The 16,487-nt window shown below is 72.1% G+C and carries 12 protein-coding genes; 9 read left to right on the plus strand and 3 right to left on the minus strand.

Annotated features, from left to right (window positions below; translation table 11 throughout):
- Positions 1-53: 53 nt before the first annotated feature.
- From ACGFZN_RS07880 to ACGFZN_RS07895, 4 genes are all read left to right on the plus strand, one after another.
- Positions 54-1,103 carry an NAD-dependent epimerase/dehydratase family protein gene (locus tag ACGFZN_RS07880; protein WP_393857596.1) on the plus strand — a complete coding sequence of 350 codons (1,050 nt, stop codon included), beginning with the start codon at positions 54-56 and terminating at the stop codon, positions 1,101-1,103.
- Between the two features lie 31 nt (positions 1,104-1,134).
- Entirely contained in the window at positions 1,135-2,397 is a 1,263-nt protein-coding gene (locus ACGFZN_RS07885; protein ID WP_393857597.1) for a sensor histidine kinase, read from the plus strand.
- Positions 2,382-3,035, plus strand: a complete 654-nt coding sequence (locus tag ACGFZN_RS07890; RefSeq protein WP_393857598.1) for a LuxR C-terminal-related transcriptional regulator — start codon at positions 2,382-2,384, stop codon at positions 3,033-3,035. The genes ACGFZN_RS07885 and ACGFZN_RS07890 overlap by 16 nt, the downstream gene beginning before the upstream one ends.
- Before the next feature lie 136 nt (positions 3,036-3,171).
- Positions 3,172-4,710 carry a DUF1996 domain-containing protein gene (locus tag ACGFZN_RS07895; protein WP_393857599.1) on the plus strand — a complete coding sequence of 513 codons (1,539 nt, stop codon included), beginning with the start codon at positions 3,172-3,174 and terminating at the stop codon, positions 4,708-4,710.
- Between the two features lie 129 nt (positions 4,711-4,839).
- Here the strand turns inward: ACGFZN_RS07895 and ACGFZN_RS07900 are convergent, their stop codons facing one another.
- Positions 4,840-5,241 carry a hypothetical protein gene (locus ACGFZN_RS07900; RefSeq protein ID WP_393857600.1) on the minus strand — a complete coding sequence of 134 codons (402 nt, stop codon included), beginning with the start codon at positions 5,239-5,241 and terminating at the stop codon, positions 4,840-4,842.
- A gap of 115 nt (positions 5,242-5,356) precedes the next feature.
- Between ACGFZN_RS07900 and ACGFZN_RS07905 the strand changes: the two genes are divergently transcribed.
- The 5 genes from ACGFZN_RS07905 (at position 5,357) to ACGFZN_RS07925 (ending at position 10,618) form a co-directional block, all read left to right on the plus strand.
- Entirely contained in the window at positions 5,357-5,857 is a 501-nt protein-coding gene (locus ACGFZN_RS07905; RefSeq protein ID WP_393857601.1) for a tetratricopeptide repeat protein, read from the plus strand.
- Between the two features lie 71 nt (positions 5,858-5,928).
- Positions 5,929-7,848, plus strand: a complete 1,920-nt coding sequence (locus ACGFZN_RS07910) for a hypothetical protein (protein ID WP_393857602.1) — start codon at positions 5,929-5,931, stop codon at positions 7,846-7,848.
- Between the two features lie 105 nt (positions 7,849-7,953).
- On the plus strand, positions 7,954-8,832 hold the full coding sequence (locus ACGFZN_RS07915; protein WP_393857603.1) for a metal-dependent hydrolase: 879 nt from the start codon (positions 7,954-7,956) through the stop codon (positions 8,830-8,832).
- Positions 8,832-9,854 (plus strand): PDR/VanB family oxidoreductase, encoded by a 1,023-nt coding sequence (locus ACGFZN_RS07920; protein ID WP_393857604.1) that lies wholly within the window; start codon positions 8,832-8,834, stop codon positions 9,852-9,854. The genes ACGFZN_RS07915 and ACGFZN_RS07920 overlap by 1 nt, the downstream gene beginning before the upstream one ends.
- Before the next feature lie 71 nt (positions 9,855-9,925).
- Complete coding sequence (locus ACGFZN_RS07925) at positions 9,926-10,618, plus strand: TetR/AcrR family transcriptional regulator (protein WP_393857694.1); 693 nt, start codon at positions 9,926-9,928, stop codon at positions 10,616-10,618.
- 13 nt (positions 10,619-10,631) lie between these two features.
- On the opposite strand, the gene ACGFZN_RS07930 is transcribed toward ACGFZN_RS07925, so the two are convergent.
- Both ACGFZN_RS07930 and pulA read right to left on the minus strand, forming a co-directional pair.
- Complete coding sequence (locus tag ACGFZN_RS07930) at positions 10,632-10,988, minus strand: 5-carboxymethyl-2-hydroxymuconate Delta-isomerase (RefSeq protein WP_393857605.1); 357 nt, start codon at positions 10,986-10,988, stop codon at positions 10,632-10,634.
- 34 nt (positions 10,989-11,022) lie between these two features.
- Positions 11,023-16,395, minus strand: coding sequence for a pullulanase-type alpha-1,6-glucosidase (pulA, locus tag ACGFZN_RS07935; RefSeq protein ID WP_393857606.1), 5,373 nt, complete (start codon positions 16,393-16,395; stop codon positions 11,023-11,025).
- Between the last annotated feature and the right edge of the window lie 92 nt (positions 16,396-16,487).

Consider the following 16,487-nt stretch of genomic DNA (forward strand, 5'->3'; position numbering starts at 1 on the left):
CCCTCGGCAGAGTCCCGTACCGCAGCGCGCCCGGAGCGGGCACGATGCCCGGCATGAGACTTCTGGTGCTGGGCGGTACGGAATTCGTGGGGCGGGCCGTCGTCGAGGCCGCGCTGGGGCGGGGCTGGGAGGTGACCGTCTTCCACCGGGGGCGGCACCCGTCCCCGCCCGGGGTGCGGTCGTTGCACGGCGACCGCACCGCCCCGGACGGCCTCGCCGCGCTGGCCGCCGACGCGGGCTCCTGGGACGCGGTGATCGACACCTGGTCGGCCGAGCCGCGGGCCGTGCTCGCCGCCGCACGGCTGCTGCGCGGCCGTGCCGGGCGGTACGCGTACGTCTCCAGCCGGTCGGTGTACGCCTGGCCCTGGCCCTCGCTGGACGGGCCCGACGACGCCGGGGCGCTGGTCGAGGGCGCCGCCGACGCCGGGCCGACCGACTATGCCGCCGACAAGCGGGGCGGCGAACTGGCCGCCGTCGAGGCGTTCGGCGCGGCGGACTCGCTGCTGGTGCGGGCCGGGCTGATCCTCGGCCCGCACGAGAACGTGGGCCGGCTGCCCTGGTGGCTGACCCGGATCGCCCGCGGCGGCCCGGTGCCGGCCCCCGGACCGCGCGAGCTGCCGGTGCAGTTCATCGACGCCCGCGACCTGGCCGGCTGGCTCCTCGGCGCGCTGGAACAGGGCCTCGGCGGCCCGTACGACCTGATCGGGCCGCCGGGCCACAGCACCATGGGGGAGCTGCTCGACGCGTGCGTCCGGGTCACCGGTTCCGGCGCCGAACTGCGCTGGGTCGATCCGGAGGCCGTCCTGGCCGCCGGGGTCGAGCCGTGGACCGGCATGCCGGTGTGGGTGCCGCCGGACAGCGAGCTGTACGCGTGCGTGCACCGCACCGACGTCTCCCGGGCGCTGGCCAGCGGCCTGGTGTGCCGGCCGCCCCGGGAGACCGTCGCGGACACCTGGCGCTGGCTCACGGAGGTCGGCGGCACGGCGCCGGTGCGGCCGGACCGCACGGCCCTGGGCATCGGTCCGGAGGCGGAGGCGAAGCTGCTGGCCGCGGCCGGTGGTGTACCTGGCACCACCCCACAGGAGGGGGCCTCGGACCAGTGACCCGCGTCCCGGGGTCGGCGAGACTTTCCGCATGAGCAGCGAAGACAAGAGCGGCCGCGCCCGGGAGGTCCTGCTGGCCGCCGTGCGCGGGCTGGTGCTGGCGGTGACGGTGCTGCCCTTCGGCATCGTGTTCCTGGTCCTGGTCCCCCTGAGCCTCGCCTTCATCCCGCTCGGCGTCGGGCTGGTGACGACGCCGGCCGTGCTGACGGGCGTGCGCGCGCTGGCGGACGTGCGCCGCAGGCTGGCGGGCGAGTGGTGCGGGGTGCGGATCCGGGCGGCGTACCGGCCGGTCCCCCGCGGCACCAACCCGTGGACCCGCACCTTCACGATGCTGGGCGACCCCCAGACCTGGCGGGACGTGCGCTGGCTGCCGGTGGACGTCACGGCCGGTTTCGTCACCGCGCTGCTCCCCGCCGTGCTGCTGTTCTACCCGGTCGAGGGGCTGATGCTGCCGCTGGGGCTGTGGCTGCCGTACACGCACGGCGGCGGCACGTACTGGTACGCGTTCGTCCCGGTCAACGGAGAGGTGAGCGCCCTCGGCGCGGGTGTCCTCGCCCTCGTCCTGCTCGGTGTCGCCGGCCGTTTCGCCCCGGCCGCGCTGACCGCGCACTTCCGGCTCGCCCGGGCGGTGCTCGACAACGCGCAGGGAGAACTCGCCGAGCGGGTCCGGGTGTTGACCGAGACCCGGCGGGACGCCGTGGACACCTCCGCCGCCGAGCTGCGCCGCATCGAGCGGGACCTGCACGACGGGGCGCAGGCCCGGCTGGTCGCCATGGGCATGGACCTCGGCACCATCGAGATGCTGGTGGAGCGGGACCCGGAGCAGGCCAAACGGCTGCTCGCCCAGGCCCGCCGGAACTCCGCCGAGGCCCTGGAGGAGCTGCGCGACCTGGTGCGCGGCATCCATCCGCCGGTCCTCGCCGAACGCGGACTCGGCGACGCCGTACGGGCGCTGGCGCTTCGGCTGCCGCTGCCCGTCGAGGTGAGCGTGGACCTGCCGGGCCGGGCGGAGGCGCCGGTGGAGTCGGCGGCCTACTTCGCGGTCAGCGAGCTGCTCACCAACGCCGCCAAGCACTCCGGCGCCGACCGGGTGTGGGTCGACGTGCACCACACCGACGGCCGGCTGCGGATCACGGTCACTGACAACGGCAGGGGCGGCGCGGCGGTCGGCGCCGGGTCCGGGCTCGCCGGGGTGGAGCGGCGGCTCGGTACATTCGACGGCGTCCTGGCCGTCAGCAGCCCCGCCGGCGGCCCCACCCTGGTGTCCGTGGAGATCCCGTGCGCGTTGTCCTAGCCGAAGACCTCTTCCTGCTGCGCGACGGGCTGGTCCGGATGCTGGAGGCCTTCGGCTTCGAGATCGCCGCCGCCGTCGAGTCCGGCCCCGAACTCACCCGCGCGCTCGCGGACCTGGAGCCGGACGTGGCGGTGGTCGACGTACGGCTGCCGCCCACGCACACCGACGAGGGCCTGCAGTGCGCGCTCAGGGCCCGGCGGGAGCGGCCGGGGCTGCCGGTGCTGGTGCTCTCCCAGCACGTGGAGCAGTTGTACGCGCGCGAACTGCTCGCGGACGGCACCGGAGGGGTCGGGTATCTGCTCAAGGACCGGGTGTTCGACGCCGAGCAGTTCGTCGACGCCGTACGACGGGTGGCGGCGGGCGGTACGGCGATGGACCCGCAGGTGATCCAGCAGCTGCTGTCCCGGCGCGCCGGCGACGACCGGCCGCTCGCGGGTCTGACGCCGCGCGAGCTGGAGGTGCTGGAGCTGATGGCGCAGGGCCGGTCGAACGCGGGCATCGCGGCGCAGCTGGTGGTGACGGAACGGGCCGTGGCCAAGCACACCTCCAACATCTTCGCCAAGTTCGGCCTGGAGGTGTCGGACGACGACAACCGGCGCGTGCTGGCGGTCCTCGCCTATCTGGACCGGGACCGCTGAGCTGCCAACTCCCGTGATGCGGTGAGGAATCCGTGAGATCGGTGAACACCTCTGGGACGGCGTCCGTATGGAAGGGCGCCGCTTCACTCCTGTCGGGCGCCTCGATGCTGCCCCGCAAGGAAGTCAGAGGAGTTCCATGGGACGCAACACACGAAAACGCCGCACGCCGCTGGCCACCAAGGCCCTAGCCGCATCGGCGGCCCTAGCGCTCGGTGGGGGCGGGCTGATCTGGGCGAACTTCTACGCCTCGGCGCACGAGTCGCACCACCAGACGTGGGGAGGCAACCAGACGAAGGCCGCGACGGCGCAGGTCGCGACGATCTCCTGCCCGGACGTCCAGCAGAAGCTGACGAACGTGCCGAACGCGGCCCGCCGGGGCGTGGCGATGGAGCTGTCGAACCTCGACCGGCAGATCACCGAGGCCTACAACCGGCTCGCCTCCACCCGCGCCGCGCAGGCGAAGGACCCGAGCTTCGTGCAGAACGCGATCGTCGGGCCCCTGAAGGAGAAGCGGGCGGCGACGATCGACCGGATCCGGATCGACATCCAGCGCGTCGGCGGTTCCTTCGACGACGCGATCAAGCAGCTCGCCGCCTGTACGGCGCAGACCGCCGACCAGACCACCGCTGGGGGGAACAGCGGTGGCCAGCAGCAGAACAGCGGCGGTCAGCAGCAGGGCGGCCAGCAGGGTGGCCAGCAGCAAGGCGGCCAGCAGGGCGGCCAGCAGCAGGGCAACAACGGCGGGCAGGCCGGTGACGGCCCCTCCGCCGCGGACTTCGTGGACATCACCAAGGTCGCGCCGAACGTCCTGGCCAAGCCGAACAAGACGCCCGACGCCTCGACGGGCTCGTTCACCACCCGCTGCGGCGTGAACGCGAACCAGAACCACAACAGCGACAACGTCATCGTGGCGCCCGGTGTGACCAACGGCGCCCACCACGTCCACGACTACGTCGGCAACCAGAAGGTCAACGCCTTCTCCAGCAACCAGACGTTCCTGCAGGGCGGCACCAGCTGCCAGAACCGCAACGACCTGTCGGCGTACTACTGGCCGGTCATCCGCGAACAGGACGGCACCCAGGAGAAGGACGCGGGCGCGGACGGCGGCGGCAAGGACCTCAACGTCGGCAAGATCCTGGTGGCCCAGCAGGCGCAGATCAAGTACGTGGGCAGCCCGGCGAGCAAGGTCGTCGCGATGCCGCAGTTCCTGCGGATCATCACCGGCGACGCGAAGGCCTTCACCAACGGCACGGCCAACGCCAACGCCCACTGGAGCTGCACCGGCTTCGAGAACAGGGTCCAGCTGACGGACAAGTACCCGATCTGCCCGTCGGGCAGCAGGGTGGTGCGTACGTTCGCGTTCCAGAGCTGCTGGGACGGCCAGAACATCGACAGTGCCAACCACCGTACGCACGTGGCCTTCGCCGATCCCGCGAGCGGTGTCTGCCCGAACGGCTTCAAGGCCATCCCGCAGCTGACCATGCGGCTCGTCTACAACGTGCCGCAGCCGGTGATCCAGTCGGACGGCACGGTGAAGAACGCCTACGCGGTCGACGGCTTCCCGGAGCAGCTGCACAAGCCGATCACCGACCACGACGACTTCATCAGCGTCACGACCGGCGGCCTGGCCAACAAGATCGCCGACTGCATCAACCGGGGTCAGAACTGCGCCTGACGCGCTGATCCCACCCCGCTGCCCGGGGCCTCGGGCCCCGGCCCCCGGGCCGAGAACGAGGCCGGTGACGGAACCCCCTCCCGTCACCGGCCTTTCCCGTGCCCTCGGCCCGCGCGCAGCCCTCGTGCCTCAGCCGTGGTGGCCGGAGTGGGCGGCATGGTCCGTGCCGATCTCCACGTCACCGCCGAGGGTGCCGCGCAGCGCCTCGACCACCCCGTCGTCGCCCACGGCGACCCACTTGCGGCCGACGAGGTAGTAACCGCCGTAGTCCTTCGCGTCGTTGATCCACTCCCGCTGCCCGCGGTCGGTGGCGAAGGTGGCGAGGACGAACTTCCCGTCGGCGTTGGTGCAGATGGCCTGGCGGATCGTGTCCGCGTCCGTCTGCATGTTGGGCCTGCACTTCACCTCGGCGGCCAGGCTCTCCAGACTGCCGGTCGCGGCCGGCGGCACCGCCTTGGTCCCGCCGCCCGCACCGCAACCCGCCAGCGCCAGTACGGCCACGGCGGCCGGCAGCAGTCGTGTCACCCTCATCTGTTCCTCCGGTCGTGTGGGCCGAGCATGCCTCGGCTCCTCCGGATACGGCCGCGGGCCGCCGTGCGCTCAAATCCCGGTGACGCGGTGGCACGGGGTGTGCGAGAGTGCCCCGGTGAACGAGGACTGGGAAGACCGCGTGGCCGCCGCCTGGGCCGCCTTCGACGACTATCCGGAAGAGCGCGCGCACGAGTTCCGCGCGGTGATCGACGCGCTGGTCGCCGAGCTGCCGGAGGGCAGCCCCCTCGGCCTGTTCGAGCAGGCCTGCGCCTGGGACTCCACCGGCCACTCGGACAAGGCGGTGCCGCTGTACCGGGAGGCGCTGGCGCGCGGACTCGACGGCTACAAGGGGCGGCGGGCCAGGATCCAGCTGTCCAGCTCGCTCAGGAACATCGGCGAGGCGGAGGAGGGCGTCAAGCTGCTCACGCCCGAACTCGACGCGCCCTCGGACGAGTTGGACGACGCGGTACGGGCCACGCTCGCCCTGTGCCTGTCCAGCCTCGGCCGCGACCGGGAGGGCCTGTCCCTCGTCCTCGGCGCCCTGGCCCCCCATCTGCCGCGCTACCAGCGGTCGATGGCCAACTACGCCCGCGCGCTGGTCGATCCGCAGGACTGACGGCGGCCACCGCGGCGGAAGCGTCACCCGTCCGGCGGTGACCTACGCCCGGTTCGCTCGTTCTGCATGACGTGCAGTCACAGGATGTAGCCCAGCGTCACGCGCCCGCCTCCGGGAACACCGGACCGTTCGACGTCGAGCAGGCCGAGGCCGCGCTCGTCGAGCACTATCCACGGCTGGTCCGGATCGCCTATCTGGTGCTGCCGCCGGGCCTCGGCCGCAGCCGCCGGGTCCTGACCGCACACGCCCTCGTCCAGCGCGCCCTGCCCAGGGGCCGCAAGCGGCAGCCGGCGATCCCGGCCCAGACCTCCGGCCGCCACGGCGGCGACCCGGGGTACGCGTTCCTGCGCGAGCGGGTGCTGCGTTCGGCCCTGGAGGCGTCCGGGCCCCGCAAGGGCCTGCCCCGGCTGTCCCAGCTGCCGCCGCTGCTGCCGCAGGTGTGGGGCCTGAGGCTCTTCCCGCGCTCCGGTGGCGCCGACGAACTCGCGCTGGAGCAGCGGCTGTCCGCCCTGTCCGGCCCGGCCCGCGCCGCCTGTGTGCTGCGCGGCCTGGAGAAGCTGTCCGACACCGAGATCCGGGGGCTGCTCAAGGCCGCCGGGGTGGCCGACCCGGGCGGCGCGCTGGCCTCGGCGAACGACGTGGCCCTGCGGCCGGCGCTGCTCTCCTCCGCCGAGTTCGACCCCTGTCTGCTGCAGGCGCGGCCCACCGATCTGATGCGCCGCCGCCAGCACACCAAGGCCGCCCTCGCCGCCGCGGCCGCCCTCGCCGTGTGCGGGGCGCTGGTCGCCCTGCCCTCCGGAGGCTGGGGCCCGGACGGCGCCGCCGCACCCGCCTACGCCGAGAACCCGTCCGCGCAGGCCGCCCTCGACCCGGCGCGGCTGGTGCGGGTCTCCCCCGCCGACTGGCGGTCGGCCGCGCGCGAGGACTTCTCGGTGTGGCCCGCGCGCGGCCCGCTCACCTCCGACTCGGCCCTGCTGCGCCGCGCCCTGGCGGTGTGGGCCCGCCCCGGCGGGACGGTCCGCGTCTCGGCGACCCCCGGCACCCCGACCGGAGGCCCGGCAGGGCCGCCCCAGCTGCTGTACGCGGGCCGCGTCGACAACGCCCGCGTGGTGATCTTCTACGACGGTCTGCGCATCGCCCGGTACGCCGAGCCGGTCGACGGCACCGCGGGCGCGGCCCTCGACTTCGCCCGGACCGACGGCGCGACCGGCGCCGAGGCGAGCGCGCTGGTGCTGAACCGCGCCGACGGCAACGTCCGGTACCTGACCGCGCCCTGGGTGCGCACGGCGGCCTCGCGGGACCTGACGAAGCCGGACTCGGCCGCGACCCCGCTGAAGATCACCGACGGCATCACCGCACCGCTGGCCAGCCCCGCGCTGCGGCCCGGCGACTGCACCTCCTGGACCGTGCTCCAGCTGACCGACGCCTCCGGCACCGAACTCACCACCGACCTGGGCGAGTTGGTCCCGGCCCACCTCACCGCCGGCCGGCCCGGCGCGGCGGGCGAGGCGTCCGGCGCGGCCGGGCTCAGGACCTGGGCGCCGTTCGCCTGCTCGCTCCAGGCGGAGCGCGCCGCCGGGGTGCGCAGCGTCAACGCCTGGGGTTTCGCAGAGCAACCGCTCCCCGACGGCAGCGGGGCGGCCGGCTGGGTGTGCACCAGGGCGGAGACCTGGCGCGGCGACGGCACGGGCGCGCTGGCCCAGTTCCGCACGCCGGGCGGGCCGGCCGGCGCGGTGGTGGCCAAGGGCACGGACGGCCGGTCCTGCGGTCCGCGTGACCCCCATGTGCTCGCCGGGGTGCTGTGGAAGTCCGCGGCGGGGCACTGGTATCTGCTGGCGGCGGGCGACAGGGACACGGCGGCCATCCGGGCCGGCGGCGGGGTCACCGCGGCCGGGCAGGGCCAGTTCCTGGTGGCCAGGGCCGAGCAGGGGGCCCGGGCCACGCTGACGGGCACGCTGACGGACGGCTCCCGGATCGAGGGCCTGCACTAGACAGCCCTCACTGACGCTCCTTACCGGGCCTCCTTACTGACACTGACGTAAACAAGGGCCGTCACAGGGGTTCTCAGAGCTGCTACTCGTCAGTACATTGACGCCATGTCCAATACGCAGGCCCGGGTGCCGCTCAAGGCACGCAAGGTGTCCTTCTCCTGGGACGGCACGCCGCTGCACTGGGTGCCGGGGGATCCGTTCACCTCGCACACCATCAACGTGCTGCACCTGCTGCTGCCCGCCGGTGAGCGGTGGTTCGTGCACGTGTACAAGCAGGTGCTGCCGTACATCCGCGACGAGCGGCTCCGCGAGGACGTCATCGGGTTCATCGGCCAGGAGGCGATGCACTCCCAGGCCCATGACGAGGTGCTGCCGCACCTGCGCGAGCAGGGGCTCGACCCGACGCCGTACACCGCGCAGATCGACTGGTTCTTCGAGAAGCTGCTCGGCGACCGCACGCTGCCGCCGGGCCGGCCGCGCCGCTGGTGGCTGATGGAGCGGGTCGCCCTCATCGCGGCCATCGAGCACTACACCGCGTTCCTCGGCGACTGGGTGCTCAACGCCGACGAGCTGGACCGGCGCGGCGCCGACCCGACCATGCTGGACCTGCTGCGCTGGCACGGCGCCGAGGAGGTCGAGCACCGCTCGGTCGCCTTCGAGCTGTTCCTGCACGTCGACGGCAGCTACCGCCGGCGCGTGCGGACCTGGGCCACGGCCTTCACGGCGCTGGTGTTCCTGTGGCAGCGCGGGGCGCGGTTCTTCATGGAGAACGACCCGACCCTCATCGACGGCCGGGCCACCTTCAAGGACTTCCACCTCCGCGGCCGGCGGGGCCTGCTTCCGTCGACCGGGGACATGCTCAGGTCCATCCCCCGCTATCTGAGCCGCGGCTACCACCCCTCCCAGGAGGGCGACACCGCGCAGGCGGTCGCCTACCTCGCCGCCTCCCCCGCGGCCACGGCGGCGGAGCGGAGGGCCGCCTGATGCCGAAGCTGCGCAACGTCGCCCTCGTCGCCGGCGCCGCCCTGCTGACCCGGCGGGCACTGCGCCGCCGCATCCGCGTCTCTCCGCTGTGGCCGATGCCGGCGCTGGAGGAGCCGGTCTCGGGCCGGCCGCGCTCGCGGGCCCTGCGGCTGCTGGTGACCTCGCACGAGACAGTGGCCGACGGGGTCGTCCAACTCCGCCTGGAGGGGCACGACCTGCCGCGCTGGGAGCCCGGAGCCCATGTCGACCTGGTGCTGCCCTCGGGGGTCGTACGGCAGTACTCGCTGTGCGGCGACCCCGAGGACACCTCCTCGTACACGATCGCGGTCCGGCTGGTCGAGGACGGGCGGGGCGGCTCGCGCGAGGTGCACGAGCAGATCACCGAGGGCATGGAACTCGAGGTGCGGGGCCCGCGGAACCGTTTCCCGCTGGTCGAGGCGGAGTCGTACGTCTTCGTCGCGGGCGGGATCGGGATCACCCCGTTGCTGCCGATGCTGCGGGCGCTGCCGGCACACGCCGAGTGGCGGCTGCTGTACGCGGGGCGCGACCGGGCCTCGATGCCGTTCCTGGAGGAGGTCGAGAAGCTGGGACGGGGCCGGGTGGCCGTCGTGGAGGGCAGGCCCGGCCTCGACGCGCTGGAGGCCGGCGAGGGCGCCGCCGTGTACTGCTGCGGTCCCGAGGGCCTCATGGCGGCGGTCGCGGATCGCTTCCCGGACGTCCGCCTCGAACGGTTCGCGCCGCGTGCGCCGTCCGGCGGCGACGCGGAGTTCGATGTCGAACTCCGGCGCAGCGGGCGGACGGTGACGGTGCCGGCCGGCACCTCCGTGCTGGCCGCCGTGCGCGGGGAGCTGCCCGGGGTGGCCTACTCCTGCGAGCAGGGGTTCTGCGGCACCTGCCAGCAGCGGGTGCTGGAAGGGGAGATCGACCACCGCGACGAGCTGCTGACGGACGAGGAGCGGGACGACTCGATGCTGATCTGCGTCTCGCGGGCCCGCGGTGATCGTTTGGTGCTCGATATGTGAACACCTGCGCCCGATCGGATCGGTCATCCGATCGGTAAGGTGTGCGCATGAGTACCGGGGTTCGCCGCAGGATGGGCGTCGAGGAGCGGCGGCAGCAGCTGATCGGCGTCGCCCTCGAACTGTTCAGCCAGCGCTCGCCCGACGAGGTCTCCATCGACGAGATAGCCTCGGCGGCGGGGATCTCGCGCCCGCTGGTCTACCACTACTTCCCCGGCAAACTCAGCCTGTACGAGGCCGCGTTGAAGCGGGCGGCGGAGGATCTCGCCGCCCGCTTCGACGAGCCGCACGAGGGCCCGCTCGGTGCGCGGCTGCTGCGGGTGATGTGCCGCTTCTTCGACTTCGTGGACGAACACGGGCCGGGTTTCTCGGCGTTGATGCGCGGCGGTCCGGCGGTGCCCGCCGACGGAGTCGGCTCGAAGGAACACGCGTCGGCCACCAACGCGCTCATCGACTCCGTACGGCAGGCCGCCTACGTGCAGATCCTGTCGCACCTGGGTGTCACGGACGCGTCCCCGCGGCTGGAGCTGGTCGTGCGCTCCTGGATCTCCCTCGCCGAGTCCACGGCGCTGATCTGGCTGGACGGCCGGCGCATCCCGCGTGCCGAGCTGGAGGTCCAGCTGGTGCACGACTTCGCCGCGCTGGCCGCGGTCAGCGCCGCCTACGACGAGGACATGGCGACCCTGTTGAAGAGGATGGTCCAGGACGAGCCGGCCGACGGCCCCTTCGCGGAGCTCGTCGGCCGGCTGCTGTCCCTGGCGCCCTGAGCGCGCCCCCGTCCTACCGGTCGAACTTCCGGTAGGACGCGTCGAGGTCGCGGACCTCGGCGGAGGCGTGCAGGGTGACGCCGTCCTCCGGGGCCAGGTGCTTGCGGAGCAGGTCGAGCACGGCCTCGGTCAGCCGCGCCTTGGTCTCCTCGCCGCGTCCGGCGAGGAGACCGATGGTCACGTGCACGACGTGGTGGCTCTCGTCCGTCAGACCCTCGTACCCGTACCCGGTGTTGGCCTCCCGGAACAGCGTCTTGCAGGCCTCGGGCCGGGCCGCAGCGATGTCGACGACCGCGTTGTGCAGGTCCCGTACGAACGCCTCCGAGTGGATCTCGGCGTTGTACGAGTAGTCCACGGTGATCTGCGGCATGAGTGCTCCTGTCTGTCCGGACGACGCCCCGACCCTACGCGCCCGCCCGCTGGAACACCGCCACGGTCCGCGCCGGGACGCTGAACGTGCCGGTGCCGGCCGTGTAGGACGAGGTCTTCACCACCGGGTCGGCGCCCTTCGCCTGGTCCGGGTGCAGCCGGTAGGCGGCGCCGGCCAGGCCGGTGATCCTCTGCTCCTGCCGCTCGGGCGTGGCGTTGAAGACGACGACCAGGTCGCCGAGCCTCATGGTGATGACGCCCGGGGTCTCGTCCTTCCCCGACAGCGGGAAGGACAGCGCGTCCTGCACCTGCGCGGCCGTGCCCAGCGAGAACGCCTTCTCCGTCGTGCGGATCCTCAGCAGGTCCCGGTACGCGGCGGAGGCGCCGGTGATCTGCGGGCAGCCCACCTTCACGCCGGTGAGCAGCGGCCGGGCGTAGTCCCACTTGGACTGGTTGTCGTCCGCCATGGGCAGCCCGCGCCCGAAGCCGTTGCCGTCGGCGCAGTTCCAGTGGATGGCGTTGAACCAGTCCCCGCTGTCGAAGGAGTTGCGGTCCAGCGACTTGGAGCGGAGCAGGTCGCTGCCCGCCTGGGACAGGGCCGGCCCCTGCGACAGGGCTGCCGTGGCCATGGCCAGGACCTGCATGCGGGCCCGGTCGGACGCGGAGGTGTCCTTGGGGAGCTTGTAGGTCAGGGCGTCGAAGAGGGACTCGTTGTCGTGCGCGTCCACATAGGCGAGGGCGTCGCCGGGTGCGTCCGCGTAGCCGGCGGGCGAGCCGTTGTAGTCGATCTCCGCTCCCGTGACCTCCTTGCCGTCGGTGTCCGTGAAGTGGTACTTCGCGAGGTTTCCGGTCAGGCCGACCTTGATCAGGTCCTGGTAGTGCAGCAGGCGGGCCTTCTGCTCCTCCTTGGTGCCGTTGGCGGTGGAGGAGTTGGGGTCGGTGTAGAGGCCGGACGCGAAGCCCTGGATGCCGGGGTCGGAGTCGAAGGGGCTGCCGCCGCGCACGGCGTCACGGGCGCGGTCGGAGAAGGTGGCGATGCCGGTGCCGGCCATGTTGGCCTGGGTGGCCTGCACGAACCGGGCGTCGTTGGCGACCTCGCCGAAGTTCCAGCCCTCGCCGTACAGGATGATCTTCTTGCCGTCGACGCCGTCCTTCTTCGGCGTCAGCGCGTCGAGGGCCTTGCGGACGGCGAGGATGTTGGCCTTCGGGTGGTGGCCCATGAGGTCGAAGCGGAATCCGTCGACCTTGTACTCCTTGGCCCAGGTGACGATCGAGTCCACGACCAGCTTGCCCATCATCGCGTTCTCGGGCGCGGTGTTGGAGCAGCAGGTGCTGTTGGCCACGCTTCCGTCGGCGAGCAGCCGCTGGTAGTAGCCGGGCACGATCCGGTCGAGGACGGAGGTGTCCGCCTGGCCGCTGGCCGCCGTGTGGTTGTAGACGACGTCCATCACGACCCTGAGGCCGTCCTGGTTGAGGGACTGCACCATCCTGCGGAACTGCACCGTGCGGGCGGTGCCGTCCGGGTCGGTGGCGTAGGAGCCCTCGGGGACGGTGAAGTGGTACGGGTCGTAGCCCCAGTTGTAGGCGTCCTTCGCGGCGGTCTTCGCCACGCACGCCTGCTGCTGGTCGGAGTCGGCCGGGTAGGAGGCCAGGTCGCAGCCGGGGGTGGCCTGGTCGGTCTTCTTCTCGGGGACGGTGGCGAAGTCGAACGCGGGCAGCAGGTGCACGTACGACGTGCCGGACTTCGCCAGCGCCCGCAGGTGCTTCGAGCCGTCGCTGTTCTTGTCGGTGAAGGCCAGATAGGTGCCCTGGTCCTTGGCCGGGACGGTCGTGTCGGCGACCGAGAAGTCCCGGATGTGCAGCTCCTGGATCTGGGCGTCCCTGAGCGGTACCGCCTTGGGCTTGCGCAGGGACGACCAGCCGCTCGGGGCGAGCGCCCTGTCGTTCAGGTCGACGACCAGGCTGCGTTCGGAGTCCGCGGTCAGGGCGACCGAGTAGGGGTCGGTGACCTTGTTGGTCACCGTCTTGCGGACGCTGGGCGCCCACACCTTCACCACGTACCGGTAGGGCTTGCCCTTCCAGGACGCCGGGCCGGTGACGGACCACACGCCGGTGGTGTCGTCGCGGTGCATGGCCTTGAGGGAGCCGTCCAGCTCCAGCGAGACGCTCTGCGCGGTCGGCGCCCACACGGAGAGCGTGGGCCTGCCGTCGTGGAAGACCGGGCCGAGCTGCGCCTTGGTCGCGGCCGGGTACAGGTCGTCGAGCACGCCCGCGATCTGCACGCCGGTCGCGGCGAGCACGGCGCCGTTGGCGGCGCGCTGGGAGGCGACCAGCTGGCCCCGCAGCGCCGCGCGCACACGGCCGCGGTCACGCGGGTCGACGGACCAGGCGGTGTAGTCCTTCAGGTGCGGGAACTTCGCCTTCTGGGCGTCGGTCAGGGTGGTCTTCTCCAGCCGGATCCAGCGCTCGTCGTCGCTGGTCAGCGCACCGTCCTTGACGGCGATCGAGCCGTCGTGGGAGTACAGCAGCTGGGTGGAGGCGGCGCCGTCGGCGCCGTTCCAGGCGACGGTGTCCCGGTCGATCCAGACCGCCTTGGAGGTGGTCAGGTCGAGGGCGGCCGCGCTGCCCGCGGGCTGCGGCAGCAGGTACTTCTCCTGGCCGTTCAACAGCCACACCTCGTAGCCGCTCGCCTTGAGGTCGAGTGACTGGTCGGCGGGCAGGTCCTTGTCGTCGCCCTTGTGGATGATGTAGCTGAGGCTGGTGGCACCCTCGGCGAGCGGCACCTCGAAGACAGCGCCATAGGCATCAGTCTTCACCGGCTTCAGCGGGTTCGACCAGTCGGTGGGGTTCGCGGCGCCCGTCCAGACGTGCAGGCCCCAGCCTTCGTAGTCGCCGTCGGCGCGGTGGTAGTGGAGGACGGCCTTGGTCTTGTCCTGCGCCGGGTAGTCGGGCCTCTGGGTCAGGACGTCCGGCTTGCCCTGCTGGACCCAGACCTCGCCCGTCTTGGTGACGTCGATGCTCCGGTCGGCGGAGACGTCCTTGTCGCCGTTCTTGTCGACGACCAGGAAGCCGACGTTGGAGGCGCCGGGCTTGAGCTTGACGTAGGCGAAGGCGCCCCAGGCGTCCCGGCCGGTGAAGGGGTGGCCGGCCGGCCAGGTGGTGGCCTCGCCGTCGGCGATGTCGCCCCAGGCGTACAGGCCCCAGTCGCCGTAGTCGCCGTCGGTGCGCTGGTAGTGGACGATCGCGTAGTCGCGGGAGGAGGCCGTGGGGACCTCGGGTGCAGGCGGGGTGCCGGAGGTGCTGCTCGCCAGGGCGCTCGCGGTGTGCCCGGCGGAGTCGACGACGACGGCCTTGTAGCGCAGCGCGGTCCCGGCGGGCACGTCCTTGCCGAGGGTCTGGGTGACCTTGTACGGGGCGTGGTCGGCGGAGCCGAGCACCTGCCACCTGGCGTCGCCGACCTGGGCGGCGAAGACGACCCGGTTCAGCCCGCCGCCGTCGACGTCGGCGGTGACGTCCACGGTGCCGGTGGCTCCGGCGGCCGGGGCGGTCAGGGTGATCACGGGCTTGGCGGCGGGCTCGGCGAGGGCGCCGGCGGCCTTGTAGACGACGGCGGACTCGGCCGGGACGGTGACGGTGACCTTGCGGTCGCCGTCGGAGGTCACGGTGTCCGTGGCGCCGTGGATGCCCCGGTACGACATGTCCGCCGAGCCGGTCGCGAAGGTCGCCGTCTTCGGCTCGTCCGCGTTGTTCAGGGCGACGACGTACTCCTGGCCGGTCTTCGCGTCCGTCCGGGTGAAGGCGTAGATCCCGGCGCCGTCGGCGGCGTAGCGCTCGGTCTGGACGCCGTCGGCGAGGGCCGGGTTGGCCTTGCGGAGCTTGGACAGCGCGGCGATCTGCCGGTACAGGGGCGCGCTCGGGTCGTAGGAGTCGCTGGCGTGGGTGCGGGTGGTGCCGATCTCGTCGTCCTTGAGATAGTCGGGCACCTGGGAGGCGAACATGGTCTGGCGGGCGTCCTTGTCGCCGCCGGCGCCGGTGAAGCCCTGCTCGTCGCCGTAGTAGACGACCGGGTTGCCGCGGCTGAGGAACATCACCTCGTTGGCGAGTTCGTCCTTCTTCAGGATCTCGGCGTCGGACGCCTTCGGGTTGTCCTGCTTCAGGAAGTACCCGATGCGGCCCATGTCGTGGTTGCCGAGGAAGGTGACCTGCTCGTAGGCGTTGGCCTTGTCGGTCGTGTACTTGTAGTCGTCACCGAGGACGCTCGCCAGTTTCTGCGCGCTGCCGCCCTGGGAGGCGTAGGTGCGGGCCGCGTCCTGGAAGGGGAAGTCGAGGGTGGCGTCGAGGCGGCCCTGGGTGACGTACGGGGACGTGACGTTCGTGTCCGCCGAGTAGGTCTCGCCGAACATGAAGAAGTTCTTCCGGCCGTGCGCCGCCGCGTACCGGTCGAGCGCGGTCGCCCACTGCGTCCAGAACTCCATGTTGACGTTCTTGACGGTGTCGATCCGGAAGCCGTCGACGGCGAAGTCCTTCACCCACCGCTCGTAGATCTTCTCCATGCCGTGCACGACCTCGGGACGCTCGGTCCACAGGTCGTCCAGGCCGGAGAAGTCGCCGTAGGTCGCGGACTCGCCGGCGAAGGTCGAGTCGCCCCGGTTGTGGTACATCGTCGGGTCGTTGAGCCAGGCCGGGACCTTGGACCGGTCGGCGACGGTCGGCGTGTACGGGAACGAGGCGCGGGAGACCGCCGGGAACTTCCTGCCGCCGGCCGCGTAGTCGGCGTCGTCGAAGGGCCTGCCGTCCTCGGCCAGGTAGGGGAAGGCGCCCTTGGAGCGGTAGTCGGAGGAGTTCTCCCGGTCGGCCACGACGTCGGCGGTGTGGTTGGTGATGACGTCGAAGAAGACCTTCATGCCCTTGGCGTGCGCCTTGGAGATGAGGTTCTTCAGGTCCTGGTTGGTGCCGAAGTGCGGGTCGACCTGGGTGAAGTCGGTGATCCAGTAGCCGTGGTAGCCGGCGGAGGCGTTGGCGCCGGTGCCCTGGACGGGCTTGTTCTTGAAGATCGGGGCCATCCAGATGGCGGTGGTGCCCAGGCCCTTGATGTAGTCGAGCTTCTTCGTCAGGCCCTTGAGGTCGCCGCCCTGGTAGAAGCCCTTGTCGGTGGGGTCGTAGCCGGTGCTGAGCCGGGAGCCGGTCAGTCCGCCCCTGTCATTGGAGGTGTCGCCGTTGGCGAAACGGTCCGGCATGACGAAGTAGAACTGCTCGCGGGTGTCGTCGTGCCGGGCCGGCTGGGCGGCGAGGGAGGCGTCCGAAGGGGGCGCGGGCGGACTGGCGGCGTGCGCCGCCAGTGGCTGGATCAGTGCGGCGGCGAGGGCTGCGGCGGTGACGGCCGCGGCCCGTTTCGCTCTCGGTATCACAGGCGGTAACTCCTAGCGCAAGCGGCTCTCTTGGGTCCGACCCCGCGCGACCGTATCGCCGCCGAAAGCATTGCTGCAAGAGTCTTGAAACT

Origin of the sequence: Streptomyces sp. NPDC048192 (assembly GCF_043202415.1) — a bacterium.
Taxonomy (GTDB): domain Bacteria; phylum Actinomycetota; class Actinomycetes; order Streptomycetales; family Streptomycetaceae; genus Streptomyces.